Origin of the sequence: Acidovorax sp. GW101-3H11 (genome assembly GCF_001633105.1) — a bacterium.
GTDB lineage: Bacteria > Pseudomonadota > Gammaproteobacteria > Burkholderiales > Burkholderiaceae_C > Acidovorax.
In genome coordinates this window covers 110,449-136,125 of the sequence record NZ_LUKZ01000023.1, presented here as the reverse complement: position 1 = coordinate 136,125, position 25,677 = coordinate 110,449, and the positions used below count along the sequence as shown (strand labels likewise).

Sequence of the window (25,677 nt, the reverse complement as noted above, 5' to 3'; positions counted from 1 at the left end):
GTGTTGGAGTGTTGACCCGGCGACGTCCACCATTCAGGTTGATGTCGGTTGCGACGAGGCTGGACGACCTCTTACCGCCCCCGCAAGAACAACCCATCCAACTCTTTCATCGACAACTGCCGCCACGTCGGCCGTCCATGGTTGCACTGGTCGCTGCGGTCCGTGGTCTCCATCTGCCGCAGCAGCGCGTTCATCTCGTCCAGCGTGAGCTTGCGGTTGGCGCGCACGGCGCCGTGGCAGGCCATGGTGCCCAGGATTTCATTGCGGGCGCGTTGGACCACGGTGGTGGCGTCGTGCTGGGCCAGTTCGGCCAGCACGCTGCGGGCCAGCTCCACCGGGTCGCCCTGGGCCAGGGTGGTGGGCACGGCGCGCACGGCCAGGGTTTTGGGGGAGAAGGGCACGACCTCCAGGCCCAGCGTGGCGAGCACCTCGGTGGAGTCTTCGGCGGTGGCCACCTCTTGCGGGGTGGCGGCGAAGGTGGCGGGGATCAAGAGGGGCTGGCTGGCAATGCGGGCGCCGCTGTCCACCTGGGCCTTGAGGCGTTCGTAGACGATGCGTTCGTGGGCGGCGTGCATGTCCACGATGACCATGCCCTGGGCGTTTTCGGCCAGGATGTAGACGCCGTGCAGCTGCGCCACGGCACGGCCCAGGGGCCAGTGGGCGGTGGTGCTGTCGCGGCCGGTGGGCCAGGTGGTGGTGTCTGCCGTGGCGGTGGTTTCAGCGGCTTCGGGGGCGGTCTGCGGGCCGTCGGGCGCAGCCTGGTGTTCGACTGGCTCGGAGGGCTGGGCGGAGGGTGCCCACAGGCCGCCGATGCTGGCGGGCGATGCTGCGGGGGCTCCGTGGTCGGGACTGCTGCCGTTGCTGCTACTGCTGCTGGTACTACTACTGGGCGCCCACAGCGCCTGCAGGTCTTGCACGCGGTGGCCACGTTCTTCAAATTTCATAGCTGCCTGGGCTTGCCAGGCGGGCGGTAGGGCCTGTTTTTTATCAAAATTTTCTGCCGTGGGCGCAGGGGCTGCTGCGTTGGCTGCCGCCAGCGCGGCGGCGCGGGGCGCGGCCAGCGCGTTTTCCACCGCGTGGCGCACGGCCTGGTGCACCTCGCGGCTGTCGCGAAAGCGCACTTCGATCTTGGTGGGGTGCACGTTCACGTCCACGCGTGCCGGGTCGATCTCGACATACAGCGCATAGATGGGCTGCTTGTGGCCGTGCAGCACGTCTTCGTAGGCGCTGCGGGCGGCGTGGGTCAGCACCTTGTCGCGCACAAAGCGGCCGTTGACGTAGCAATACTGGTGGTCGGGGCGCGAGCGGGCGGCGTCGGGCAGGCCTGCGCGGCCGGTGACGGTGACAGGGCCCACGCGGTGCTGCACGGCGACGGATTGGGTCACGAAGTCCTCGCCCAGCACGTCCGACAGGCGGCGGGCAAGCGCGTCATGGGCGTCCTGCGGATCACCCTGGCCGGGCACAAAGGTGGCGCGCCACTGCTCCACCAGCTTGCCTTCGTGCCAGATGGCAAAGCCCACGTCGGGCCGCGCCAGCGCGTGGCGGCGCACGGATTCGATGCAGTGGGCCAGCTCGGTGGCGTCGGTCTTCAAAAACTTGCGGCGCGCGGGGGTGGAGAAGAACAGCTCCTTCACCTCTACCGTGGTGCCGGTGCTGCGCGCGGCGGGGCGCAGCTCGCCGCTGCGGGCGTCCAGCAAGAAGGCGCTGGCCTGGTGTGCGGGGCGCGAGAGCAGCGACATCTCGGACACCGAGGCAATGGCGGCCAGCGCCTCGCCCCGAAAGCCCATGGTGGCCACGGTTTCCAGGTCGTCCAGGTTGGTGATCTTGCTGGTGGCGTGGCGGCGCAGTGCCACGGGCAGTTCTTCTTGCGGGATGCCGCCGCCGTCGTCTTCCACCGTGATCAGGCGCACGCCCCCGGCCGACAGGCGCAGGGTGATTTGCGTGGCGCCCGCGTCCAGCGCGTTGTCCACCAGCTCGCGCACCACCGAGGCGGGGCGCTCCACCACCTCACCGGCGGCGATCTGGCTGATCAGCTCGTCGGGCAGGTCGCGGATGGGGCGGCGGTGGGGGGCGGGTGCGGGCTGCGCCGCTGCGAGGGGGGATGGTGCGTCGTTCACCCGGGGCATTTTAGGGCGGGGTGCGTGCAGGGGTATCGCCGCGTGTGCCGCAGGCCGATGGGGATAATGCCGCAACTTTTTTTACGTCCGGTGCCCCCACCGGCCTGCCCATGGAACTGGTTACCTTCCTCATCGACTTCATCCTGCATGTCGATAAGTACCTGGAGATGTTTGTGCAGAACTACGGCGCGTGGGTGTATGCGCTGCTGTTCCTGATCGTGTTTGTGGAGACAGGCGTGGTGGTGATGCCGTTCCTGCCCGGCGACTCGCTGCTGTTCATCGTGGGGGCGCTGTGCGGCGCGGGCATGATGAGTTTTCCGCTGGCCTGCGCGATCCTGGTGGTGGCGGCCATCCTGGGCGACCAGTGCAATTATTCGATCGGCCGCTTTTTTGGCCCCAAGGTGTTCCAGTGGGAGGACTCGCGCTGGTTCAACCGCCGCGCGTTCGACCAGGCGCACAACTTTTATGAAAAGTACGGCGGCATCACCATCGTGCTGGCGCGTTTCATGCCGTTCATCCGCACCTTTGCGCCCTTTGTGGCGGGGGTGGCCGAGATGAACCGCGCCAAGTTCAGCGCCTACAACGTGGGCGGCGCGCTGGTGTGGGTGCTGGGCATTTGCACCGCCGGGTATTTCTTTGGCAACCTGCCCTTTGTGCGGGAGCACCTGGACAAGATCATCTGGGCGCTGATTTTTGTGCCGGGCCTGATCGCCATCTTTGGCGCATGGCGGGCGGGGCGTCAGGCCAAGACCGCCTGACAGGCTATTTTTGCTATAAAAAATAGAGCTGCTTGCGCATGATGGATGCGCGCATGCAGCCTTTTTTATGCCTATTTTGGGGTTGAGCCCGGGTCAGCGGCGGCGGTAGCGGCGCTGGTCCCGGTCTTCACCGATCTCGTGGCCAATGAGCGCACCGGCCGCTGCGCCGCCGATGGTGCCCACCGGGCCCCCAAAAATCGCGTTGCCGGCCACGCCGCCGACAACAGCGCCGACGCCTGTGCCCACCTGGGCGCGTGACGGGTTGGACGCACAGCCCCCCAGGGCGAGGGCGGCAGTGCAAGTGCTTGCAAGAAGGATGTGGCGGAGTTTCATGGCGTAAGTCCTCGAAGAAGGGGCAGGCCGTACAGCCTGCCGTCGCTGGCCCGCGACGCCGGGCCTGTGCCTCGACTATGGGCGCGGGGGCTGGCTGCGGGTGTAAGCCGCCTGGGGTGCCGTTTGTAGGACAGATGGCCTTTCCCCCCGGGGGTGCTGGCGGTGCATTTCTAAGGGTTTACGTGGCACCGGCGGCTGTTGCCAACCGCGTGGCGCAGGCAGATCATTTCCTGTGCAAACACATTCTTACAAGGAGGCACCCCATGGACCCACAAGCACAGCAGGCGAGCCGGGGAGGGCTGGGCACCCAGCTCACGGTGGCGCAGCAGATCGGGCTGATCGTGGGGGTGGCCATTCTGGCGCTGGTGGTGGTGCTGGGGCTGAGCCTGGTGCGGGTGCAGCACCTGGGCGCCACGGTGGACCGGCTGGCCACCGAGCAGGTCGAGCGGCTGCAGCTGGCACTGCGCTGGCGCAGCAATATTGCTGTCAACTCCACGCGCGTGTTCTCCATCGTCCAGTCCGAGGGCGATGATTTGCAGAACTACTTCAAGGACATGGTGGCCGCGACCACGGCCGACACCAGCAAGGTGCAAAAGCGCTACACCGAGCTGGAGAACAGCCCCGAGGGCCTGCGCATCCAGGAAGAACTGGCGGCGGTGCGCAAGCCCTACCTGGAGGTGCGCGACAAGGCGCTGGCGCTGAAAAAGGCGGGCGACATGGCGCAGGCCAAGAGTTTTGCGCTGGGCAGCTTTGCCCCGGTGGTGGATAAGTACAACGCGGTGGCCGACAAGATGGTGGCCTACCAGGTGCAGCGCTCGGCCGAGCAGGCGGGCGAGGCGGCGGGGCTGATCCAGTCCTACCGCACCACCGTGCTGGTGGCGGGCGTGGCGGGGCTCGCGCTGCTGGTGCTGCTGTCGTGGGTGGTGGTGCAGCGCATTCGCCGCTCGCTGGGCGAGGTGGCCCAGGTGGCGCAGCGCATTGGCGAGGGCGACCTGTCGCAACCCATCCACGCCCAGGGCCGCGGCGAGGTGGCGCAGATGATGCGCGCGATGGAAGGCATGCAGACCTCGCTGGTGCGCATCGTGGGCGATGTGCGCCACAGCAGCGACAGCATTGCCACGGGCTCCAGCGAAATCGCCACCGGCAATGCCGACCTGAGCCAGCGCACGGAAGAGCAGGCCAGCAACCTGCAGCAGACGGCGGCGTCGATGGAGCAGATCACCAGCACGGTGAAGAACAACTCCGACACGGCGCAGCGCGCGGCGGTGCTGGCGGGCACGGCATCGGCAGCGGCCGTGAAGGGCGGCGAGGTGGTGAGCCAGGTGGTGGCCACCATGCAGGACATTGCGGCGGCGTCGAAAAAGATCACCGACATCATTGCGGTGATCGATGGCATTGCGTTCCAGACCAACATCCTGGCGCTGAACGCAGCCGTGGAAGCGGCCCGCGCGGGCGAGCAGGGTCGGGGCTTTGCGGTGGTGGCCAGTGAGGTGCGCAGCCTTGCACAGCGCTCGGCCTCTGCCGCCAAGGAGATCAAGACCCTGATCGGTGCGAGCGTGGAGAAAGTGGACAACGGCGCCCAGCTGGTGACCAATGCGGGCCAGAGCATGGAAGTCATCGTGACCCAGGTCAAACGCGTGAGCGACCTGATCGGCGAGATCTCCAGCGCCACGGGCGAGCAGACCATCGGCATCAGCCAGGTGGGCGAGGCCGTGACGCAGCTCGACCAGGTGACGCAGCAAAACGCCGCGCTGGTGGAGCAGAGCGCGGCGGCGGCCGACAGCCTCAAGCACCAGGCGGCCAAGCTGGCCCAGATCGTGAGCGTGTTCCGACTGGGGCAGTGAGCGGGTTGCGCCGGATGAGCGCGGAGCGCAGTGGCTGCAGCGTCAGCCCGGCTGCAGGCACAGCGTGACCAGCAGCGAGGCGGGCTGTACCGCCTTGAGCGCATGCAGCGCACGCGGCGCCAGGTGCACAAAGTCGCCAGGGTGCAGCTGCTGCACGGCGCCGTCGTTGGCAAATTCAACCACCCCCTCGATGCACTGCACGGTGGCTTCGCCCGGCGTCTGGTGCTCTTTCATGGACTTGCCAACGGGCAGGACCACGCGCATGACTTCGAGCTGGCCGGCTTTGAGGATGGCGGTGGTGAGGGTGTCTGGCAGGCGCTCGCCCAGGGGGCGCACGCTGACGATCTGGCCGGATTGGGCGTGGGGCAGGGCCATGGCGGTTCTCCTTCCTGTCTTGCCTCGGCGCGTCGGCGGCACGGTGCGGGTGCCGGGCGAAATGCCCGTGCGACGGCGGGGCTGTGCAGCTTACTTTGCCCGCTCTTGGCAGGTGGCGCAAGGCCGGGGAATCACCGGGTGGGCCGGTGCTGGGCTGCCTGGGGGCATGCCATCCCCACGCACCTGCATCCGGGCAGCCACCAAGGCCTACACCGACCGGCTGCGCGCCAGCGGCGGGTTCTTGGCGAAGTAGCGCGTGATGCCGCGCATCAGCGCATCGGCCAGCTGCTCCTGGTAGGCGCTGCTGCGCAGGCGCTTTTCTTCTTCGGGGTTGCTGATGAAGGCGGTTTCCACCAGCACGCTGGGGATGTCGGGGGCCTTCAGCACCGCAAAACCGGCCTGCTCCACGCGCGGCTTGTGCAGCTTGGCCATGCCGCCAATCTCGCCCAGCAGCACAGAGCCGAGCTTGAGGCTGTCGTTGATCTGCGCGGTGGTGCTCATGTCCAGCAGGGCGCGTTGCACATGCTGGTCTTTGGACTGCACGTTGATGCCGCCCACCAGATCGGCCTGGTTCTCCTTGTTGGCCAGCCAGCGCGCGGCCGTGCTGGAGGCACCGCCCTGGCTCAGCGCGAACACGCTGGCGCCCCGGGCCTCGGGGGTGGTGAAGGCGTCGGCGTGGATGGAGACGAACAGGTCGGCCTGCACGCGCCGTGCCTTTTGCACGCGGGTGCCCAGCGGCACGAAGAAGTCGCCGTCGCGGGTGAGAAACGCGCGCATGGGGTTGCCGCCCACGGTCGTGGCGTTGATGCGGTCGCGCAGCAGGTAGGCCACGCGCAGCACCACGTCTTTTTCGCGTGTGCCAGCGGGGCCGATGGCGCCGGGGTCTTCGCCGCCGTGGCCCGGGTCCAGCGCCACGATGATGATGCGGTCGGTCTGGGTGGTGGTGGCGCGGTTGCCGGTGCGGGGCGGCTCGGCCGGTGTGGGGGCGGCCGCTATTGCGGGCGGGGGCACATCTGCAGGTGCCGGTGCCGGGCCGGGGCGCTGGGCCCGCTGGGCGATCAGGTCACCCAGGGGGTCGTGTTCGGCCGACGGGTTGGCGGCTGCAGCGGGCGCGCCGGGGCGTGTGGCGGCCGTGGGGATGGGGGCCAGGGGCGCAGGTTTGTCTGCAGAGGGCGCATCGCGCAGGCGCTCGGCAATCAGCGCCTCCAGCGGGTCCACCGGCGCGGCGGGGTACAGGTCGAACACCAGCCGGTGCTGGTAGGCGGCCACGGGCGGCAGGGTAAAGACCTGGGGCAGGGCGGCCTGCTTCAGGTCCACCACCAGGCGCACCACGCCGGGGGCGTTCTGGCCCACGCGGATGCCTGCGATGTTGGGGTCGTCGGGTTTGACCTTGGCCACCAGCTCGCGCAGCGCGGGGCTGAGGTCAATGCCTTCAATGTCCACCGCCAGGCGCGGCGGCGTGGTCACAAAAAACTGCTTGGCCACCAGCGCGCCATCGGATTCGATGGTCACGCGCGAATACTCGGGGGCGGGCCACACGCGCACGGCCAGGATGGTGGCGCCGCGCGCAATCTGCTGCGTGCCCAGCAGCAACACCAGCGAACCCATCTGCAGCACGGCGCGACGCGATGGCGGTGTGGCGGGGTGGGCGGGGGTGTGGGGCTGGTTCACGGTGCGTCAGAGTCCTTGCAGCATGGCGCGCCCGGCAGGGGTGGGGGCGTGCAGAGTGACCTTCCTTTCGGTGTCATCGATTGCTTCAATGTGGATAGCAAGGTCCGCAGGCGGAGTAAGCGCTGCAGCCTTTTCCGGCCATTCTGCCACCTTGAGGCCCGGGTTGGCAAAAATGTCCCTGAAACCCGCGTCTTCCCATTCGCGCGGGTCGTCGAAGCGGTAGAAGTCGAAATGCCAGATCGAGAGGTTGGGCGCCTCGTGGGGCTCCACCACGGCATAGGTGGGGCTCTTGATGCGGCCCTGCACGCCCAAAGCGCGCAGCAGGTGGCGCACCAGGGTGGTCTTGCCCGCGCCCAGGTCACCGTGCAGGGTGAGGAAGGCGTTGGCCAGCAGCGGCTGCGCCGCCAGCTGGCGCGCGAAGGCTTCGGTGTCGGCCTCGCTGTGCCAGGTGAAATGGCGCGTGGCGAGGGCGGCGGTGGCGTCGCCGCTTTCTACAATCTGGCCGGTATGTGGTGCAACAGTCAACTCGTTCCTCAAATGCAGGAGTGGGCCCGCGAGCTGGGATTTTCCCAAATCGGCGTGGCGGGGGTGGACTTGTCCGCTGCAGAGCCCGGGCTTTCGGCCTGGCTGGCGCAGGGATTCCATGGCGAGATGCATTACATGGCATCCCACGGCATGAAGCGCGCGCGCCCGGCCGAGCTGGTGCCCGGCACCGTGAGCGTGATCACGGCGCGCATGGATTATTTGCCGCGCGATACCGGGAACGGCGCGGCCCAGGGCTGGCAGGCCCACGAGCTGTCGCGTCTCACCCGCCCGCAGGAGGGCATCGTCTCGGTCTACGCCCGGGGGCGGGACTATCACAAGGTGCTGCGCGCGCGGCTGCAAAAACTCAGCGACCGCATTGCCGAGGCCATTGGCCCGTTTGGCCACCGCGTGTTCACCGACTCGGCCCCGGTGCTGGAGGCCGAGCTGGCCGCACGCAGCGGCCAGGGCTGGCGCGGCAGGCACACGCTGGTGCTCAACCGTGAGGCGGGGTCGATGTTCTTTCTGGGCGAGATCTATGTGGACATGGCGCTGCCCGAGAGCGCGCCCGTCACCGCGCACTGCGGCAGCTGCAGCGCATGCATCGACATCTGCCCCACACAGGCCATCATCGCGCCGCACCGCATTGACGCGCGGCGCTGCATCTCGTACCTCACCATCGAGCATGCGGGGCCGATCCCGCTGGAGCTGCGCCCGCTGCTGGGCAACCGCATCTACGGCTGCGACGACTGCCAGCTCATCTGCCCCTGGAACAAATTTGCCCAGGTCAGCCGCCTGCCCGACTTTGACGAGCGCAAGGGCCTGGCGGGCCAGCAGCTGGTGCATTTGTTTGCGTGGGACGAGCCCACCTTTTTGCGCATGACCGAGGGTGGCCCCATCCGCCGCATCGGGCACGAGCGCTGGCTGCGCAATGTGGCGGTGGCGCTGGGCAATGCGCTGCGGGCGACAGGCGATGGCGCGGTGCGCGCCGCATTGCAGGCGCGTGCTGAAGACCCGAGCGCCCTGGTGCGCGAGCATGTGGCCTGGGCACTGGAAATATGAATAAAAACCGGCCTCTGCGCGCGATGGATAAGCGCTTTAAGCTATCAAAATAATAGCTATTGGGGTGTAGAGCACCTGCGGTACTACTGCACGAGCAATCCGGTGGTTTTGAGGGTCTCCACCAGCCCCTGCGCAAACTGCTCGTAACCCGCCGCATTGGCATGGATCTGGTCGGACCGCAGCCGGTCTTGCGCCAGCACCCCCGACCAGCCTTTGCTGTGCAGGGGAATCTTCAACTCCCCGGCCACCTCTTCGTACAGCGCGTGGTCGCTGAGGCGGCCTGCGGCGGCCATCAGCGACAGCTCGGGCACGGCCACCAGCAGCACCTGGGCGCCGCTGGCGCGCGCGTCGGCGCAGATGCGCTGCACGTTGGTGCGGGTGGTGGCGCTGCTCTGGCGGCGCAGAAAGTCGTTGCCGCCTATGCTCACGATGACCAGCGCAGGCTGGTGTTGTTGCAGCAGGCCGGGCAGGCGCGCCAGCGCCTGGGCCGAGGTGTCACCCGACACACCGCCGTTGACCACCTTCCAGCCCGTCAGGCGCTGTAGCAGGGCGGGGTAGGCGGTGTCGGTCGATGCGCCCACGCCCGAGGTCAGCGAGTCGCCCAGCGCCAGCACCGTGGCCCCGGCGGGCAGCGCCTGCGCGCGGGGTGGCTTGCGCCCGCAGGCGGCCAGGGGCGCAAGGGCCATGGCCGCCAGGCTGGCCAGCAGTGCGCGCCGCCGCGCTTGGCTTGTTTGTGTTGCGCGAAGGTCAGGGTGCAGAAAATCGGTCATCGCAGAAACCCCAGGGCAAAAGGCAGGCTCACCACGCCCAGCAATGTGGACAGCGTCACCAGCCCTGCCACATAGGGCCCGTTGTAGCCCATGCGGGCGGCCAGCACGTAGCAGGTCGATGCCGTGGGCAGGGCCGAGAAGGCCAGCAGCACGGTGGTTTGCACCGGGTCCAACCCAAACAGCCGCGCCAGCGCAAAGGCCAGCAGGGGCTGCACCAGGTGGCGGATGGACAGCACCGCCACGCTCAGCGCCTTGCCGCGCGTGAGCAGGCCAAACTGCAGGCCGGCGCCTGCGGCCATCAGACCCAGCGCCAGCGACGCAGCGCTGATGCGGCTGACCGTGGGCACGGCCCACTCGGGGATCTGAAAGCCCAGCAGGTTGGCCGCCAGGCCGGACCCTGTGGCGATGATCAGCGGGTTGCGCACCAGCTCGCGCGCAAAACTGTGCTGGCCCTGCCGTGCCATGGGCCACACGGCCGCCACGTTGAACAGCGGTACACACACGCCGATCAGCACCGCAATCATCAAAAGGCCCTGCGTGCCCGCCAGGCGCTCGGCAATCGCCAGGCCAATGAAGGAATTGAAACGGAACGCCACCTGTGCGCTGGCCGCATGGTCGCGCGCATCGATGCGCTTGCCCAGCCACGGCCAATGCGGCAGGCTGTAGGCCAGCGCGATGCCAATCACGCCCGACAGCATGCCCGCGCCGATCAGCCCCGACGCGGCGCTGATGTCCACGGGGCTTTTGACGATGGACTGGAACAGCAGCACCGGGAAGAGCAGGTAGTACACCAGGCTTTCCACCGGCTGCCAGACCGAGCGGTTGAGGGCGGTGTAGCGGCAGATGAGGTAGCCGCAGAGGATGAGGGAGAAGTCGGGGAGCAGGAGCTGGGCGTAGTTCACGCTGCCGAGAATACTTGATGCGCGGCAATGCCTTGGGGTTAGCCCTTATGTGGAATCCGCAGGGCGCCAACGTGGCGGTTGCGCATACCATCGGCGCTGTTTGTTACCCGCACGAAGGAGAACTCCATGCATCGTCGTCAATGGCTCGCGCTGACCGTACTGGCTGCCGCAGCAGGCACCGCTGCCGCCCAAGGCTATCCCAACAAGGTGATCAAGCTGCAGGTGCCGTTTGCACCCGGTGGCACCACCGACATCATTGCGCGCGTGATCGCCGACCCGCTGGGCAAGGCCCTGGGCCAGAGCGTGATCGTGGAGAACAAGGCCGGTGGCGGCGGCATCGTGGGTGCGGCCGAAACGGCCCGCTCGGCCCCCGACGGCTACACGCTGGGCGTGGCCACCGTGTCCACCACGGCCGCCAACCCCGCCATCAACCCCAAGACGCCGTACAACCCGCTGACGGACTTCACGCCCATCATCAACATCGCGGCCACCCCCAACATCATTGCGGTGCACCCCAGCTTCCCGGCCAAGGACTACAAGGCCTTTGTGGCCGAGGTCAAGAAGTCGCCCGGCAAGTATTCGTACTCGTCCTCCGGTACGGGCGGCATCGGCCACCTGCAGATGGAGCTGTACAAGAACCTCTCGGGCACCTTTGTGACCCACATCCCCTACCGCGGTGCGGGCCCGGCCCTGAACGACACGGTGGCGGGCCAGGTGCCCATGATTTTTGACAACCTGCCTTCGGCCCTGCCGTTCATCAAAGAAAACCGCCTGGTGCCCATCGTGGTGGCCGCGCCCCAGCGCGTGGCGGCCCTGCCCAATGTGCCCACGTTCAAGGAACTGGGCCTGGAGCCGGTGAACCGCATGGCCTACTACGGCATCGTGGGCCCCAAGGGCCTGCCCAAGGACGTGGTGGACAAGATCAACGCCGCTGTGCGCACGGCATTGCAAGACCCGGCCGTGAAAAAGCGCATCGAAGACACCGGCTCCCTCGTGATCGGCAACACGCCCGAGCAGTTTGCCGAGCAGATCAAGGCCGAGTTTGCGGTCTACAAGGATGTGGTGGTCAAGCAGAAGCTGACGCTCGAATAAGCGCTGCACACTCCATCCATCACTTCGAAAAGCCGCCCCTTCGCCCGGGCGGCTTTTTTACGTGCTATCGTTTTTGCATGCTTGCCGCCAGCCTGAACGCGATCGATGCCTTTGTGGATGCCCTGTGGCTGGAGGACGGCCTCTCGCGCAACACGCTGGCGGCCTACCGGCGCGATCTGACGCTGTACGCGCAGTGGCTGGCAGCCCAGGAGCCCGTGCTGGCGCTGGACGACACGGCCGAGCTGCACCTCAACGCCTACTTTGCGGCGCGCCACGCGCAGACGCGCGCCACCTCGGCCAACCGGCGGCTCACGGTGCTGCGCCGCTATTTCCACTGGGCGCTGCGCGAGCGGCGCATTTCGGCCGACCCCACGCTGCGGCTGCAGGCCGCGCGCCAGCCCCTGCGGGTGCCCAAGACCTTATCGCAAGCCCAGGTGGAGGCGCTGCTGAACGCACCCGATCTGGGCAACCCCCTGGGCCTGCGCGACCGCACCATGCTGGAGCTGATGTACGCCAGCGGCCTGCGCGTGACGGAGTTGGTCACGCTCAAGACCTTCCAGCTCGGGCTGAACGAAGGCGTGCTGCGTGTGATGGGCAAGGGCAGCAAGGAGCGCCTGGTGCCGTTTGGCGACGAGGCGCGCGCCTGGCTGGAGCGCTACCTGCACGAGGCGCGCGGCGCCATCCTGGGCGGGCAGCAGACCGATGACCTGTTTGTGACCCAGCGCGGCAGCGGCATGACGCGGGCGATGTTCTGGGTCATCGTCAAAAAATGGGCGCAGGTGGCGGGCATTACCGTGCCGCTGTCCCCGCACACGCTGCGCCACGCATTTGCCACCCACCTGCTCAACCATGGCGCGGACCTGCGCGTGGTGCAGCTGCTGCTGGGCCACGCCGACATCTCCACCACCACCATCTACACCCATGTGGCGCGCGAGCGGCTCAAGTCGCTGCACGCGCAGCACCATCCGCGTGGATGATGGGAGATGGATGCAGATGGAGGGCCCAAGTCTGGATTCCTCACAACAACACAAGGAGACAAGAGCATGAAAAAACTGGTTGCAGGTGCGTTGCTGCTGGGGTTGGCCACCCTGTCCATGGCCCAGGGCTGGCCGTCGGCCAAGCCGATCCGTCTCATCGTGGGGTATCCGCCGGGCGGTGGCATCGACTTTGCCGCCCGCACGGTGCAGGTGCCGCTGCAGGAGGCGCTTAAGCAGCAAATTGTGGTGGACTACAAGCCCGGCGCAGGCGGCATGCTGGCCGCCACAGAGCTCACGCGCGCTGCGCCGGACGGCTACACCCTCCTGCTCGCCAACACCGGGCCGTTTGCCATCGCGCCCTACCTGCAGCGCAAGATGCCCTATGAGCCGCTCAAGCAGTTCAGCTACATCGGCCAGATCAGCCAGGGCAGCTACATCGCCGTGACCCGGCCCGACCACCCTGCCAAGGACCTCAAGGACTGGGTGGCCTGGGCCAAGGCCAACCCTGGCAAGGTGAACTTCGCCTCGGGCGGCGCGGGCACGTCCACCCACCTGAACGGCGAACTCATGAACCAGGCCACCGGCCTCGACGTGACGCATGTGCCGTACAAGGGCAGCGCACCAGCGGTGCAGGACCTGATTGGCGGCCAGACGCAGCTGCTCATCGATGCGGGGCCTGTGCTGCTGCCGCAGATCAAGGGCGGCAAACTCAAGGCATTGGCCGTGACCGGGCCCCGGCGGGACCCGCAGCTGCTCGATGTGCCCACGGTGGGCGAACAGGGCTTTGCCGCTATGGAATCGGTGGGCTTCCAGGGCCTGGTAGGCCCGGCCGGCTTGCCTAAGGAGGTGGTGGACAAGCTGGCTGCCGAACTGGCCAAGGTGCTGGCGCAGGCGGACGTGAAGGCCAAGTTCGCGTCCACGGGTTCCGAAGTACATTCGCTGGGCCCTGTGGAGTTCTTCAGCTTCGTGAAGGGCGAAAACGAGAAATGGGCCAGGCTCATCCGCGAGCGCAAGCTCGAACTCGATTGATGGATTCACCGACCGCCCGATGGCGGCTTCTTTACGATGACCAACTTACCCCCGCTGTCCCGCCGCTTCCTCCTTGCCGCCGCCGCACTGGCTTTGGCACCGGCCATGGCTTCGGCGCAATCCTGGCCCACAGCCAAACCCATCCGTATCGTGGTGGCCTACCCGGCGGGTGGCGTGAGCGACAACGTGGCGCGCGCCCTGGCTGACAAGCTGGCCGTGCAGCTGGGCACGCCGGTGGTCATCGAGAACAAGGCCGGGGCCAGTGGCAGCCTTGGTGTGGATGCCGTGGCCAAGGCCGCGCCCGATGGCTACACCCTGGGTTTTGCGGCAGTGAGCCCGCTGGCCCTCAACCCGCACCTGGGCAAGTCGCCGTTTGACCCGCAAAAGGACATCGCCCCGGTGGTGAGCGTGATGTATTCGCCCGTGCTGCTGCTGGGCACCTCGGCCAGCAAGGCCACGGATTTCAAGGACTTGCTGGCCACCGCGCAGGCGAAGCCCGGGGCCGTGCGCTGGGCGACTTCGGGGCAGGCGTCGCTGGGCCACATCATGCTGGAGCAGATTGCGGGCAAGAGCCAGGTGCAGATCACGCATGTGCCCTACAAGGGCGGTGGCCAGCAGATGAACGACGCGCTGGGCGGGCAGTACGAGGTGCTGTCCACCAACGCGGGCCCGGCTGTGCTGCAGCACATCCAGGCGGGCAAGCTCAAGCCGCTGGCGGTGGGCGCACCCGCGCGGCTTGATTCGCTGCCACAGGTGCCCACGCTGGCCGAGTTGGGCCAGCCCGCCGCCAACCTGTCATCGCTGTTTGGCATCTATGCGCCAGCGCAGACGCCTGCGGCCGTGCTCGCCCGCATCAATGCCGAGGTGAACAAGGCGCTGGCCCTGCCCGACATCCGCAGCAAGCTCGAAGCCACCGACAACGTGCCCACTGGCGGCACAGCGGCCGAATTTGCACGCCAGATCGCGCAGGAGTCGGAGAACAATGCGCGCATCATCCGTGCGGCGGGGATCCAGGCCAGCAACTGATACGCGCTCCCTCGTGAACGAAAAAAGGGCCCTGGATGACCAGGGCCCTTTTGCTTGGGGCAGCGGCAAATACGCGCTGCAGGCAGGGGTGTCACTCCTCGTTGAGGCTTTCAGCCCAGGTCAGCGCTTGCAGGTGGGCCCAGTTGACCTGGCGGTTGGACAGGTGCAGCGCATCGGCGTTCTTGGCAAAGGCCACTTCGTCGCCGCTTTCGCAGGCCTTGGTCAGCTCCAGGAAGGGGGCGAACACACCGGTGCCGCGCAGCAGCGCGTCCATCACGGGCTCGGGCAGGGCCACGGACTCCAGTGCCTTTTCGAGCGGCACGCCCAGCATGGTGTCCAGCAGCGAGAACACGCCCACCACAAAGGCGTTGTCGCATTCTTCGGGTGGCAGCAGCTCGGCAGCCAGCAATTCCATCAGGCGGCCACGCACCACGGCGGTCTGGCCCACGGCGGGTGGCGCGCCCCCCGCGCGCGAGGTGGTCATCAACAGGGCCGCCCAGCGGAAAAGTTTCTTCAGGCCCAGGATCATCACCGCGTGGCGGAACGAGGTGATCTCGCACGACAGGCCAAAACCCGACGAGTTGATGAAGCGCAGCAGGTTGAAAGACAGCGTGGGGTCTTTCTTGAGCAGGTCTTCGATTTCGGCCGTGCTGGCCTGTTTGCGCACCAGGTTGATGAGCTGGATGATCGTGGCCTGCGAGGGCCGGATGGTGGTGGCCTTGACCAGCGAGGGCAGGGCGAACCAGTAGCCCTGGAACAGTTTCACGCCCAGGCCCTTCATCAGCTCGTACTGCTCGGCAGTCTCGACCTTTTCGGCCACCAGGGTGGCCTTGCTGTGGGTGGTGGCAAATTTGACCAGCGGCGCGGCCAGCTCGGGCTTGAAGGCCTGCATGTCCAGCTTGATGAAGGCTGCCAGGGGCAGCCAGCTGGTGTAGGCGCGCTTGAGGGCCTGCTGGTCAAACGCCAGGCGGAAGCCGCGCGTGCGCAGCGCCTCCAGCGTGGGCAGGCGGCCTTCGATTTCTTCCGGCGTGGCGCCATCGGGCAGGGGCGGGACTTCGAGCACCACCTTTTCGGGGTGGATCAGCTCCAGGTGGCCGCCGGAGAGGCTGTCGTGCGTGCAGTTGATGAACACCGTCTTTTTGCCCACCAGGGCCTCGGTGCCTGCGTACGACAGGGCGTTGAACAGCAGGGCGGCGTCGCTGGCAGCGGTGTGCGAGTCGGAGGCTGTGGAGCGGTCGAACAGCTCGTAGCCATAAACCGCTCGGCTTTCGTCCACGATGGCCTGGCGGGCAATGATGGCGAGGTTCTCGTCCACCGGCTCCACCGCTGGGGATGCAGCGTCCGGGGTGTCTTGTTCAGGTGTGCTCGACATGGGGTCTGCTGTAGTGAAAGGCTGATTCCTGGCGATTCTAGACCCCCGTGGCCCTGCCGCGAACCAATGGATGGCAGCACAGCAGCGCTGCCAGGGGCCGCGTCAGTCGCCCAGGTGGTCCGCCCAGGCCAGCGCCTGCAGGTGGGCAAAGTTGATTTGCTGGCTGGTCAGGTGCAGCAGCCCTGCCGTGCGGTCAAAGACGGCATCGTCGCTCGACTCGCAGGCTTCGGCCAGGGTGAGCAGGTCGCCGAGGAAGCCTTCGCGGCGCAGCAGGGCCGCTGCCACGGGCTCGGGCACGTTCAGCAGGCCCAGGGCAGATTCCATGGGCATGGAGAGCATCACATCGAGCAGCGAGAAGATGCCCACCACAAAGGCCTGGTCGGCTTCTTCAGCGGGCAGGGTCTCCAGCGCCAGCAACTCCATGAGGCGGCCCCGCACCACGGCCGTCTGGCCCACGGACGAGGGCGTGCCCCCGGCGCGCGAGGCCGTGAGCAGCAGCGCCGCCCAGCGGAACAGCTTTTTCAGGCCCATGAGCATCACCGCCTGGCGGAAGGAGGTGATCTCGCGCGACAGGCCAAAACCTGCCGAGTTGATCAGGCGCATGAGGTTGAAGGCCAGGCCCGCGTCCTTTTTGAGGGTTTCCTCGATGTCGTCGGTGCTCGCCTGTTTGCGCACCTGGTTGATGAGTTCGATGATGCTGGCCTGCGAAGGGGCGAGCAGCTTGGCCTCGACCAGCGAGGGGCGCGCAAACCAGTAGCCCTGGAACATCTGCACGCCCTGGCTCGACACCATGTCGTACTGCTGGGCGGTTTCGACCTTCTCTGCGATCAGCTCGGCCTGGGAGTTGCGCCCCGCGTAGCTGATGAGCACCGCCAGCTGGTCCGGCGCCAGCACCGACAGGTCGAGCTTGATGTAGTCGGCCAGCGGCAGCCAGGGCGCATAGGCCGACTGCAGCACGGTGTGGTTGAACGCCAGGTGAAAGCCCCGGTTGCGCAGCTCGGCCAGGATGGGCATGCGGGTGGCGACTTCTTCGGCAGCGGCATGGCCCAGGGGGGGGATCTCCAGCACCACCTTGTCAGGGTCCACCAGCTCCAGGTGGCCGCCCGAGAGGCTTTCGTGCGTGCAGTTCACAAAGATGAGCTTCTTGCCCACCAGCTCTTCGGTGCCCGCATGCGAAAGCGCTGTGAAGACCAGGATCACGTCGGTGGCCGCCGTGTGCGCTGCGCCGCTGCGCGAGCGGTTGAACAGCTCGTAGCCCACTACCACCTGCTGCGCGTTCACGATGGCCTGCCGCGCAATCATGGCGACCGAAGACTGGTTGCCGGGGGGCGGGGGCGTGAGGGAGAGCCCGGGTGTGGTGGGTGAAGTCATGGCGGGAGTATGGAAGAAAGAGGGGGCCGGTGTCAGCGGTGGCTTGAGGCGGCCTGCACAGCGAATTTTAGAAGCCCGTGCCAGGTCGGCTGTAACCAGAAGATCAGAGCTGCTGCAGCCAGCGCAGTTCGTTGTCGGTAAAACCGGCCTTGCGGCGGGCGGCTTCGTTGAACGGGGGCTTCAGGCGCGGTGCCTCGTATTGTGCGACCAGGGTGCCATAGTGGGTTTCGGGGTCGTGCCCCGCACGTTCGCACAGCCAGCGGTACCAGTGGTTGCCGATGGCCACATGGCCCACCTCGTCGCGCAGGATGGTGTCCAGAATGGCCACGGCGGCCAGCGCGTCGGGCGTGCCCACCTGGCGCAGCTTGGCCTGGATCTGGGGCGTGGCGTCCAGCCCCCGCGCCTCCAGCGTGCGCGGCACCAGGGCCATGCGGGCCAGGATGTCGTGGCCCGTCTTCTCGCACATGGTCCACAGGCCCTGGTGGGCCGGAAAGTCGCCGTAGTCATGCCCCTGGCTGCGCAAGTGGTCGCGCAGCAGGCGGAAATGCTGCGCCTCTTCGGCTGCGACCAGCATCCAGTCGAGGTAGTAGGCCTGTGGCATGCCGCCAAAGCGCCAGACCGCATCCAGCGCCAGGTTGATGGCGTTGAACTCGATGTGGGCAATCGCGTGGATCAGCACCGCGCGGCCTTCGGGGGTGGCGGGGGAGCGCCGGGCCACATCTGTGTGGCGCCGCAGTTCCGGCCGCGCGGGGCGGCCAGGCAGGTCCGTTGCGCCCTCGGGCGGGGTGGGGGTGTTTTCTGCTATTGAAAGCGTAGCTGCTTGGGCATACAGGTCCAGCGCAGCGGCCGCTTTTTGTTCAGGGTCTGCGAGGCACAAGACCTGCAGTGCACGTTGGCGAAGCTCCATCCTTACAATTCTAGGCCGTTGCCAACGGTGCCCGCAGCTGCAGGGTGCTGCCGGTTGGCGCTTCCCCCATTCCCAAATGCAGGCCCCGATGCCTGCCCCCCACGGAGACTTTTGCATGGCGATTTATGAACTCGATGGCGTGGCGCCCCAGGTGCCCGCATCGGCCTGGGTGGCCGACAGCGCGCAGGTGATGGGCAACGTGGTGCTGGGCGAAGACGCCAGCGTGTGGTTTGGCACCGTGGTCCGGGGCGACACCGAGAGCATCACCATCGGCGCGGGCTCCAACATCCAGGACGCCAGCGTGCTGCACGCCGACATTGGCAAGCCCGTGGTGGTGGGCGAGCGCGTGACGGTGGGCCACCAGGTCATGCTGCATGGCTGCACCATTGGCGACGAGTCGCTGATCGGCATCGGCGCCGTGGTGCTCAACGGCGCCAAGATCGGTAAAAACTGCCTGGTGGGCGCGGGTGCGCTGGTCACCGAAGGCAAGGAGTTTCCCGATGGTTCCATGATCATCGGTAGCCCTGCCAAGGCCGTGCGCGAACTCACGCCCGAGCAGATCGAGGGCTTGCGCCAAAGCGCCCAACACTACATCGACAATGCGCGCCGCTTCCGAAGCGGCCTGCACAAGATCGGCTGAGCGGGCATCGCCGCCGCCTGCCACCTCATTTTTCCTGGAACCCCTGCGTGTCTGAACTCCACAAGTTTCTTTTTGATGGCCTGCCTGTGCGCGGCATGATCGTGCGCCTGACCGATGCCTGGACCGAAATCCTGCGCCGCCGCGCCAGCAACACCAGCACGGGCGCCTACCCCGCGCCCGTGAGCGAGCTTCTGGGCGAGATGGCGGCGGCGGGGGTGCTCATGCAGTCCAACATCAAGTTCAACGGTGCGCTGGTGCTGCAGGTGTTTGGCGACGGCCCCGTGAAGCTGGCCGTGGCCGAGGTGCAGTCCGACCTGAGTCTGCGCGCCACGGCCACCGTGAATGGCGAGGTGCTGCCGGATGCGAAGCTGAGCCAGATGGTCAACGTGGGCGGCGGTGGCCGCTGCGCCATCACGCTGGACCCCAAGGACCGCCACCCCGGCCAGCAGCCCTACCAGGGCGTGGTGCCGCTGCACGGCGACCACCACGAAAAGCTGGAACGCCTGTCGGACGTGCTGCAGCACTACATGCTGCAGTCCGAGCAGCTCGACACCATCCTGGTACTGGGTGCCAACGACCAGGTGGCAGCAGGCCTGCTGATCCAGCGCATGCCCATCAAGGGCGAGGGCAACCTGGCTGCGGGCCTCTCGCACCGCGAGAACGAAGACCAGATCGGCCGCAACGAGGACTACAACCGCATTGCGCACCTGGCCGCGAGCCTGACCCGCGAAGAGTTGTTGACGCTGGATGTGGACACCATCCTGCGCCGCCTGTTCTGGGAAGAAAAGCTGCTGCGCTTCGAGCCGCAGCAGGGTGCCAGCGGCCCGCGTTTTGCCTGCACCTGCAGCCGTGAACGCGTGAGCAACATGCTGCGCAACCTGGGTGCGGAAGAGGCCGAGAGCATCCTCGCCGAGCGCGACGACATTGAGGTGGGCTGCGAGTTCTGCGGCCAGCAGTACCGGTTCGATGCGGTGGATGCGGCGCAGATTTTTGTCTCGCCCGCCGCCAGCCAGCCGCCGGGGCCCACGGGCGTCCAGTAAGCCCCGGGGGCCGGTCACGCAGCCTTCTGCAGGGGTGCCAAGGTTGCCTGCAGGCCCCCTGTACGGCTGACCATCGTTGACATTCGATTTCTCCATCCCCGCCTAAGATTCATGGGCCATCGCGCGGCGCCTGTTCCGGCAGCAGCGCGGGGCAGGGGCGCCGCGTGCGCTGTGGCAGCGGCATATCGCCGCTGATGGATCTGAGAAAACCTGTTCCGAGGGTGTCATGGAGTTACTGCGTCGCGTTCTGGGAGTCCGCCGTGCCGTTCCGGCTGTTGCTGCCGCGCCCGCCCAGGTGCTGTTCGACAGCGCAGCAGCGCTCGACTCGCGCCGTGGCGACAGCCTGCTGGCCACCCTGGACATTGATGCCGCCATCAACGCCCATGAACGCTGGAAAGCCCGCCTGATGGACTACCTGGAGGGCCGCACCACCGTCGGGCTGGACCCGGCCCTGATACGCCGCGTGGACCACAGCGTGCTGGGCCGCTGGCTGCAGGGCGTGGGGGGCGAGGTGCTGGGAGACCAACCGGCGTTTCCACTGCTGGTGGCGCGCTACCAGTATTTCCATGAGCAGGCCGCCACCCTGGTCGAGCTGGCCCAGCAAGGCGAATGGGACAAGGCGGTGCAGGTGCTCAACGGCGGCTACCGCTATGGCTCCAGCCAGGTGGTGCTGCTGATGAAGGAACTGCAGCGCGGGCTGGTGCGCTCACTGGCAGAGGACGGGATCAACGCCCGGTGAGGGCTGAGAGCCTGAAGGTTCAGTCCGGGCGCACCTGCCGTTTGTCCACCAGGGAGGTGAACAGGCGGTGTTCGCAGACAGGGTCGCTGCATTTTTCGCAGTTCCAGGCGCGCAGCCGCTGGGTGTGCATCCCGTTTTCTACATCAAATACCTCGTTGCCGCCTGTTGGGTAAGTGTTTGTAGCTATTGATTTAATAGCACTCAGTGCATTCGCTACCCGCGTGTCGCCCTGCCCGTAGATCACCCGGTACGTCACACCCGCAACCTGCAGCGCCAGGCGCAGCTGCGCGTCAAAGGCTTCCTGGGTGGCGCGGTCCTCGGCCGGGCAGGGCAGGTCCATGCCCATCAGCAATGTCAGTGTGGCGGCGGGGAGCGTGGGCGCGGGTTGCGCCTGTGGCGGGGCTGCCAGCGCGGCGGGTACCACCACAATCTGCGCCGACACAGGCGGGATGCGCGCCCGCAGCGCCCGGGCCAGTGCCTCGGCGCCCGTGTGCGGGGCACCCAACAAGGCAATCGAGGGCAAGGGGGCAGGGGGCGTGGGCACGGACAGCGGAGCGCGAGGAGACGGGCTTGGCAGCCAGTGCCGCGCTGGGAAAAAGAGGGTTCAGGGCTGTTCAGCCGCTCAGCGGGGCGTGAACTGCACGTAGACCTCGTTGGGCCGTACCATGCCCAATTCGCTGCGTGCTTTTTCTTCCACCATGTCCAGCCCTTCCTTGAGGTCGTGGACCTCGGAGGTCAGGCGGGCATTGATCTGGCGGGCATGGTCATTGGCCGCCTTTTGGGCATCGATCTGCCGCTGCATCTCGTTGACGCGCGGCACGCTGCCCCGCCCCAGCCAGAGCTGGGCGTGCAGCGCCCCCAGCAATGCCAGCAGGATGACGGGGACGATGCGGGAGACCATGGCGGGGCTCGCTCAGGCGAGGAGTTGCCGGGGCTTAGCGCAAGTTATAGAACGCAGCGCGGCCGGGGTACTGTGCGATTTCGCCCAGGTCTTCCTCGATGCGCAGCAGCTGGTTGTACTTGGCGATGCGGTCCGAGCGCGACAGCGAGCCGGTCTTGATCTGGCCCGCGTTGGTGCCCACCGAGATGTCGGCAATGGTGCTGTCTTCGGTTTCGCCCGAGCGGTGCGAGATCACGGCGGTGTAGCCTGCGCGCTTGGCCATCTCGATGGCTGCGAAGGTTTCGGTCAGCGTGCCGATCTGGTTGATCTTGATGAGGATCGAGTTGGCGATGCGCTTGTCGATGCCTTCCTTCAGGATCTTGGTGTTGGTCACGAACAAGTCGTCGCCCACCAGCTGCACCTTGTCGCCCAGGCGTTCGGTCAGGTGCTTCCAGCCGTCCCAGTCGCCTTCGTGCATGCCGTCTTCGATGCTGATGATCGGGTACTTGTCCACCCAGGCGGCCAGCATGTCCGTCCACTGCTGGGCGGTGAGCTTGAGGCCGCCTTCGCCTTCGAGCACGTAGTGGCCGTCCTTGTAGAACTCGCTCGCGGCGCAATCGAGGCCCAGGGCGATCTGTTCACCGGCCGTGTAGCCAGCGGCTTCGATGGCTTGCAGGATCAGGCGGATGGCTGCTTCATGGTTCTCGACGCTGGGGGCAAAGCCGCCTTCGTCGCCCACGGCCGTGCTCATGCCCTTGTCGTGCAGGATCTTCTTCAGGGCATGGAACACCTCGGCACCCCAGCGCACGGCCTCGCGGAAGGTCGGCGCACCCACGGGGATGATCATGAACTCCTGCAGGTCCAGGCTGTTGTTGGCGTGTGCGCCGCCATTGATCACGTTCATCATGGGCACGGGCAATTGCACGCTGCCCATGCCGCCCAGGTAGCGGTACAGGGGCAGGCCAGACTCTTCGGCGGCAGCGCGGGCCACGGCCATGGAGACGGCCAGCATCGCATTGGCGCCCAGGCGGCCCTTGTTCTCGGTGCCATCGAGGTCGATCAGCGTCTTGTCCAGGAAGGCCTGCTCGGAGGCATCGAGGCCCAGCACGGCTTCGCTGATCTCGGTATTGATGTGCTCCACGGCCTTGAGCACGCCCTTGCCCAGGTAGCGGCTCTTGTCGCCGTCGCGCATTTCAATGGCTTCACGGCTGCCGGTGGAGGCGCCCGAAGGCACGGCGGCGCGGCCCATCACGCCCGATTCCAGCAGCACGTCGCATTCGACGGTGGGGTTGCCGCGGCTGTCCAGCACTTCGCGGCCTACGATGTCAACGATTGCGCTCATTTACTTCCTTTAGGTAGATAGAGAGTCAGACCGGGGCGCTCACGCCTTCGACCAACACCATATTGAAAAACTCTGTAGCGCCTTCGCGCTTGGCGCGTGCGGCACGGTACATCTCGGCGTCATAGAAGGCTTTGGCAGCATCAAAGCTGGGAAAGCGCAGCATGGCCACGCGGGCGGGCGTCCAGTTGCCTTCGATGGTTTCGAATTTGCCGCCGCGCACCAGATACTCGCCCCCATGGGCCTTGACCGCCGCCGGGGCGGCTGCCATGTATTCCTTGTACTGCTCCGGGTTGGACACCTTCATGTCCACGATGATGTAGGCGGGGGTCATAGAGAGCTCCGTAGGTTTCACTGAAAGTTGTTTTCGAGAAAGCCGTTTTTCTTGGTCACGTCGTCGAGCGCCACCAGCGTTTCGAGCAACGCCTTCATGTGCTTGAGCGGCACGGCGTTGGGGCCGTCCGACCAGGCCTCGGCGGGGCGGGGGKGGGTTTCCATGAAGAGGCCTGCCACGCCCACGGCCACGCCGGCACGCGCCAGCACCGGCACCATGTCGCGCGCGCCGCCGCTCACGGCACCCAGGCCGCCGGGTTTTTGCACCGAGTGGGTCACGTCAAACACCACCGGTGCGCCAGAGTTGCGCATCTCGGCCAGGCTGGTCATGTCGGCCACGAGGTTGTTGTAGCCAAAGCTCACGCCGCGCTCGCAGGCCAGAAAGCGGTCTTCCGACAGGCCGACTTCGGCGGCAGCAGCGCGGGCCTTGTCGATGACGTTCTTCATGTCCCAGGGCGCAAGGAACTGGCCCTTCTTGATGTTGACCGGCTTGCCCGACTGCGCCACGGCGCGGATGAAATCCGTCTGGCGGCACAGGAAGGCAGGCGTTTGCAGCACGTCCACCACGCTGGCCACCTCGGCCACGTGCGAGGTGTCGTGCACGTCGGTCAGGATGGGCAGCTGCAGCTGGCGGCGCACTTCGTCGAGGATCTTGAGACCAGCGTCGATGCCCACGCCGCGCTTGCTGGTACCGGAAGAGCGGTTGGCCTTGTCGAACGAGCCCTTGTAGATCAGCGGAATGCCCAGCGGGGCGCAGGCTTCCTTGAGCTGGCCTGCGACGTCGAGCGACATTTCCAGGCCTTCAATGGAGCAGGTGCCCGCGATCAGGAAAAATCGCTGGTCCAGGCCTGCGTTGAATCCGCACAGCTGCATGGTGATGTCCCCTTAGGCTTTTTTCGCGGCTTGCTGGTGTTCCACTGCGGCCTTGATGAAGGCGTTGAACAGCGGGTGGCCGTTCCAGGGCGTGGACTTGAACTCGGGATGGAACTGCACCCCGATGAACCAAGGGTGCACGGCCTGAGGCAGCTCCACAATCTCGGTGAGCTGCTCGCGCTGCGTCAGGGCCGAGATCACGAGGCCCGCCTTGCGCAACTGGTCCAGGTAGTTCACGTTGGCTTCGTAGCGGTGGCGGTGGCGCTCGGTCACAACGTCGCCATAGATGGTGTGCGCCAATGTGTCCTTGGATACATCGGAGCTTTGTGCGCCCAGGCGCATGGTGCCGCCCAGGTCGGAGTTCTCGTCACGCTTCTTGATCGTGCCGTCCGCGTCCTTCCACTCGGTGATCAGCGCGATCACGGGGTGGGGTGTGGTGGGGTCGAACTCGGTGCTGTTGGCGTTGGCCAGGCCGGCCACATGGCGCGCGTATTCGATGGTGGCTACCTGCATACCCAGGCAGATGCCCAGGTAGGGCACCTTGCGCTCGCGGGCAAACTGGGCCGTGGCGATCTTGCCTTCCACACCGCGCTGGCCGAAGCCGCCGGGTACCAGGATGGCATCGTACTGGGCCAGCTTGGCGGCGGCGTCGGCGCTGTCGATGGTCTCGGAATCGACGTGGTCGATCTTCACACGCACATGGTTGCGCATGCCGGCGTGGCGCAGAGCCTCATTGACCGATTTGTAGCTGTCCGACAGGTCCACATACTTGCCAACCATGGCGATGGTGACTTCGCCCTGGGGGTGTTCGGTTTCATACACCAGATCGTCCCAGCGCTTGAGGCTGGTGGGCGGGGTGTTCAGGCGCAGCTTGTCGCAGATCAGGCCATCGAGGCCCTGCTCGTGCAGCATGCGCGGCACCTTGTAGATGGTGTCCACGTCCCACATGCTGATCACGCCCCATTCGGGCACGTTGGTGAACAGCGAGATCTTGGCGCGCTCTTCTTCAGGGATGCGGCGGTCGGCACGGCACAGCAGGGCGTCGGCCTGGATGCCGATCTCGCGCAGCTTCTGCACGGTGTGCTGGGTGGGCTTGGTCTTGAGCTCGCCCGCTGCAGCGATCCAGGGCAGGTAGGTCAGGTGCACGAAGGCTGCGTTGTTCGGGCCCATGCGCAGGCTCATCTGGCGCACGGCTTCCAGGAACGGCAGCGATTCGATGTCACCCACCGTGCCGCCGATTTCGACAATGGCCACATCCACGGCATCGGGCGTGCCGATGCCGGCGCCGCGCTTGATGAATTCCTGGATTTCGTTGGTGACATGGGGAATGACCTGCACGGTCTTGCCCAGGTAGTCGCCGCGGCGTTCCTTCTCCAGCACGGACTGGTAAATCTTGCCCGTGGTGAAGTTGTTGGTTTTCTTCATGCGCGTTTCGATGAAACGCTCGTAGTGGCCCAGATCCAGGTCGGTTTCTGCGCCGTCGTCGGTCACAAAAACCTCGCCGTGCTGGAACGGCGACATGGTGCCCGGGTCTACGTTGATGTAGGGGTCAAGCTTGATGAGGGTGACTTTGAGTCCCCGCGATTCGAGGATCGCGGCAAGGGAGGCTGAGGCGATTCCCTTACCGAGGGAAGACACCACACCGCCGGTGACGAAGACAAATTTGGTCATGTCTTTTTTGGTGGTGGGAAATTGGGATTATAGA

The 25,677-nt window shown here is 66.5% G+C and carries 26 protein-coding genes; 10 read left to right on the top strand and 16 right to left on the bottom strand.

Annotation, left to right across the window (positions count from 1 at the left end):
- Positions 1 to 71: 71 nt before the first annotated feature.
- Positions 72 to 2,126, bottom strand: coding sequence for a DNA mismatch repair endonuclease MutL (mutL, locus tag A1D30_RS18060; RefSeq protein ID WP_063462106.1), 2,055 nt, complete (start codon positions 2,124 to 2,126; stop codon positions 72 to 74).
- Positions 2,127 to 2,227: 101 nt separating this feature from the next.
- Here mutL and A1D30_RS18055 point away from each other — a divergent pair, with 101 nt between their 5' ends.
- The gene (locus A1D30_RS18055) at positions 2,228 to 2,875 is read left to right on the top strand and encodes a DedA family protein (RefSeq protein ID WP_063462105.1); all 648 of its coding nucleotides are present in this window, start codon (positions 2,228 to 2,230) and stop codon (positions 2,873 to 2,875) included.
- Between the two features lie 93 nt (positions 2,876 to 2,968).
- On the opposite strand, the gene A1D30_RS24865 is transcribed toward A1D30_RS18055, so the two are convergent.
- Complete coding sequence (locus A1D30_RS24865) at positions 2,969 to 3,208, bottom strand: glycine zipper 2TM domain-containing protein (RefSeq protein ID WP_082836513.1); 240 nt, start codon at positions 3,206 to 3,208, stop codon at positions 2,969 to 2,971.
- 263 nt (positions 3,209 to 3,471) lie between these two features.
- On the opposite strand from A1D30_RS24865, the gene A1D30_RS18045 reads away from it, so the two are divergent.
- The gene (locus A1D30_RS18045; protein ID WP_063462103.1) at positions 3,472 to 5,052 is read left to right on the top strand and encodes a methyl-accepting chemotaxis protein; all 1,581 of its coding nucleotides are present in this window, start codon (positions 3,472 to 3,474) and stop codon (positions 5,050 to 5,052) included.
- Between the two features lie 42 nt (positions 5,053 to 5,094).
- On the opposite strand, the gene A1D30_RS18040 is transcribed toward A1D30_RS18045, so the two are convergent.
- The 3 genes from A1D30_RS18040 to tsaE all read right to left on the bottom strand — a co-directional run bounded on the left by A1D30_RS18040 (position 5,095) and on the right by tsaE (position 7,623).
- A complete protein-coding gene (locus tag A1D30_RS18040; protein WP_063462102.1) occupies positions 5,095 to 5,427 on the bottom strand; it encodes a cupin domain-containing protein in 333 nt (110 codons plus the stop codon).
- Positions 5,428 to 5,634: 207 nt separating this feature from the next.
- A complete protein-coding gene (locus tag A1D30_RS18035; RefSeq protein ID WP_063462101.1) occupies positions 5,635 to 7,098 on the bottom strand; it encodes an N-acetylmuramoyl-L-alanine amidase in 1,464 nt (487 codons plus the stop codon).
- A 6-nt stretch (positions 7,099 to 7,104) separates the two neighbouring features.
- Complete coding sequence (tsaE, locus tag A1D30_RS18030; protein ID WP_063462100.1) at positions 7,105 to 7,623, bottom strand: tRNA (adenosine(37)-N6)-threonylcarbamoyltransferase complex ATPase subunit type 1 TsaE; 519 nt, start codon at positions 7,621 to 7,623, stop codon at positions 7,105 to 7,107.
- Positions 7,624 to 7,635: 12 nt separating this feature from the next.
- Between tsaE and queG the strand changes: the two genes are divergently transcribed.
- Entirely contained in the window at positions 7,636 to 8,682 is a 1,047-nt protein-coding gene (queG, locus tag A1D30_RS18025; RefSeq protein ID WP_063462099.1) for a tRNA epoxyqueuosine(34) reductase QueG, read from the top strand.
- Between the two features lie 83 nt (positions 8,683 to 8,765).
- Here queG and A1D30_RS18020 read toward each other — a convergent pair whose 3' ends face one another.
- Both A1D30_RS18020 and A1D30_RS18015 read right to left on the bottom strand, forming a co-directional pair.
- Entirely contained in the window at positions 8,766 to 9,452 is a 687-nt protein-coding gene (locus A1D30_RS18020; protein WP_063462098.1) for a GDSL-type esterase/lipase family protein, read from the bottom strand.
- Positions 9,449 to 10,354, bottom strand: a complete 906-nt coding sequence (locus A1D30_RS18015) for an AEC family transporter (RefSeq protein ID WP_063462097.1) — start codon at positions 10,352 to 10,354, stop codon at positions 9,449 to 9,451. The genes A1D30_RS18020 and A1D30_RS18015 overlap by 4 nt, the downstream gene beginning before the upstream one ends.
- Positions 10,355 to 10,480: 126 nt before the next feature.
- Here A1D30_RS18015 and A1D30_RS18010 point away from each other — a divergent pair, with 126 nt between their 5' ends.
- From A1D30_RS18010 to A1D30_RS17995, 4 genes are all read left to right on the top strand, one after another.
- Positions 10,481 to 11,446 carry a tripartite tricarboxylate transporter substrate binding protein BugE gene (locus tag A1D30_RS18010; protein ID WP_063462096.1) on the top strand — a complete coding sequence of 322 codons (966 nt, stop codon included), beginning with the start codon at positions 10,481 to 10,483 and terminating at the stop codon, positions 11,444 to 11,446.
- Between the two features lie 77 nt (positions 11,447 to 11,523).
- Positions 11,524 to 12,423 carry a site-specific tyrosine recombinase XerD gene (gene xerD / locus A1D30_RS18005; RefSeq protein WP_063462095.1) on the top strand — a complete coding sequence of 300 codons (900 nt, stop codon included), beginning with the start codon at positions 11,524 to 11,526 and terminating at the stop codon, positions 12,421 to 12,423.
- A 66-nt stretch (positions 12,424 to 12,489) separates the two neighbouring features.
- The gene (locus A1D30_RS18000) at positions 12,490 to 13,452 is read left to right on the top strand and encodes a tripartite tricarboxylate transporter substrate binding protein (RefSeq protein WP_063462094.1); all 963 of its coding nucleotides are present in this window, start codon (positions 12,490 to 12,492) and stop codon (positions 13,450 to 13,452) included.
- 36 nt (positions 13,453 to 13,488) lie between these two features.
- Positions 13,489 to 14,478 carry a tripartite tricarboxylate transporter substrate binding protein gene (locus tag A1D30_RS17995; RefSeq protein ID WP_063462093.1) on the top strand — a complete coding sequence of 330 codons (990 nt, stop codon included), beginning with the start codon at positions 13,489 to 13,491 and terminating at the stop codon, positions 14,476 to 14,478.
- A gap of 91 nt (positions 14,479 to 14,569) precedes the next feature.
- Here the strand turns inward: A1D30_RS17995 and A1D30_RS17990 are convergent, their stop codons facing one another.
- The 3 genes from A1D30_RS17990 to A1D30_RS17980 all read right to left on the bottom strand — a co-directional run bounded on the left by A1D30_RS17990 (position 14,570) and on the right by A1D30_RS17980 (position 18,128).
- Positions 14,570 to 15,850 (bottom strand): HDOD domain-containing protein, encoded by a 1,281-nt coding sequence (locus tag A1D30_RS17990; protein ID WP_063462092.1) that lies wholly within the window; start codon positions 15,848 to 15,850, stop codon positions 14,570 to 14,572.
- A gap of 102 nt (positions 15,851 to 15,952) precedes the next feature.
- Complete coding sequence (locus A1D30_RS17985; RefSeq protein ID WP_063462091.1) at positions 15,953 to 17,221, bottom strand: HDOD domain-containing protein; 1,269 nt, start codon at positions 17,219 to 17,221, stop codon at positions 15,953 to 15,955.
- Between the two features lie 103 nt (positions 17,222 to 17,324).
- Positions 17,325 to 18,128: a ferritin-like domain-containing protein gene (locus A1D30_RS17980; RefSeq protein WP_063462090.1), complete on the bottom strand. Its 804-nt coding sequence runs from the start codon at positions 18,126 to 18,128 to the stop codon at positions 17,325 to 17,327.
- A gap of 115 nt (positions 18,129 to 18,243) precedes the next feature.
- Between A1D30_RS17980 and A1D30_RS17975 the strand changes: the two genes are divergently transcribed.
- From A1D30_RS17975 to A1D30_RS17965, 3 genes are all read left to right on the top strand, one after another.
- Positions 18,244 to 18,768 carry a gamma carbonic anhydrase family protein gene (locus tag A1D30_RS17975; protein ID WP_063462089.1) on the top strand — a complete coding sequence of 175 codons (525 nt, stop codon included), beginning with the start codon at positions 18,244 to 18,246 and terminating at the stop codon, positions 18,766 to 18,768.
- A gap of 47 nt (positions 18,769 to 18,815) precedes the next feature.
- Positions 18,816 to 19,808 (top strand): Hsp33 family molecular chaperone HslO, encoded by a 993-nt coding sequence (locus A1D30_RS17970; protein ID WP_063462088.1) that lies wholly within the window; start codon positions 18,816 to 18,818, stop codon positions 19,806 to 19,808.
- A gap of 226 nt (positions 19,809 to 20,034) precedes the next feature.
- On the top strand, positions 20,035 to 20,547 hold the full coding sequence (locus tag A1D30_RS17965; protein WP_063462087.1) for a CZB domain-containing protein: 513 nt from the start codon (positions 20,035 to 20,037) through the stop codon (positions 20,545 to 20,547).
- Between the two features lie 19 nt (positions 20,548 to 20,566).
- On the opposite strand, the gene A1D30_RS17960 is transcribed toward A1D30_RS17965, so the two are convergent.
- The 6 genes from A1D30_RS17960 to A1D30_RS17935 form a co-directional block, all read right to left on the bottom strand.
- Positions 20,567 to 21,091: a hypothetical protein gene (locus A1D30_RS17960; RefSeq protein ID WP_131798482.1), complete on the bottom strand. Its 525-nt coding sequence runs from the start codon at positions 21,089 to 21,091 to the stop codon at positions 20,567 to 20,569.
- A 78-nt stretch (positions 21,092 to 21,169) separates the two neighbouring features.
- Positions 21,170 to 21,448 carry a septum formation initiator family protein gene (locus tag A1D30_RS17955; protein ID WP_063462085.1) on the bottom strand — a complete coding sequence of 93 codons (279 nt, stop codon included), beginning with the start codon at positions 21,446 to 21,448 and terminating at the stop codon, positions 21,170 to 21,172.
- 34 nt (positions 21,449 to 21,482) lie between these two features.
- Positions 21,483 to 22,769, bottom strand: a complete 1,287-nt coding sequence (gene eno / locus A1D30_RS17950; RefSeq protein ID WP_063462084.1) for a phosphopyruvate hydratase — start codon at positions 22,767 to 22,769, stop codon at positions 21,483 to 21,485.
- Positions 22,770 to 22,794: 25 nt separating this feature from the next.
- Positions 22,795 to 23,100, bottom strand: a complete 306-nt coding sequence (locus A1D30_RS17945; protein WP_063462083.1) for a DUF1330 domain-containing protein — start codon at positions 23,098 to 23,100, stop codon at positions 22,795 to 22,797.
- Between the two features lie 17 nt (positions 23,101 to 23,117).
- Complete coding sequence (gene kdsA / locus A1D30_RS17940; RefSeq protein WP_063462082.1) at positions 23,118 to 23,972, bottom strand: 3-deoxy-8-phosphooctulonate synthase; 855 nt, start codon at positions 23,970 to 23,972, stop codon at positions 23,118 to 23,120.
- A 12-nt stretch (positions 23,973 to 23,984) separates the two neighbouring features.
- Positions 23,985 to 25,643, bottom strand: a complete 1,659-nt coding sequence (locus tag A1D30_RS17935) for a CTP synthase (RefSeq protein ID WP_063462081.1) — start codon at positions 25,641 to 25,643, stop codon at positions 23,985 to 23,987.
- Between the last annotated feature and the right edge of the window lie 34 nt (positions 25,644 to 25,677).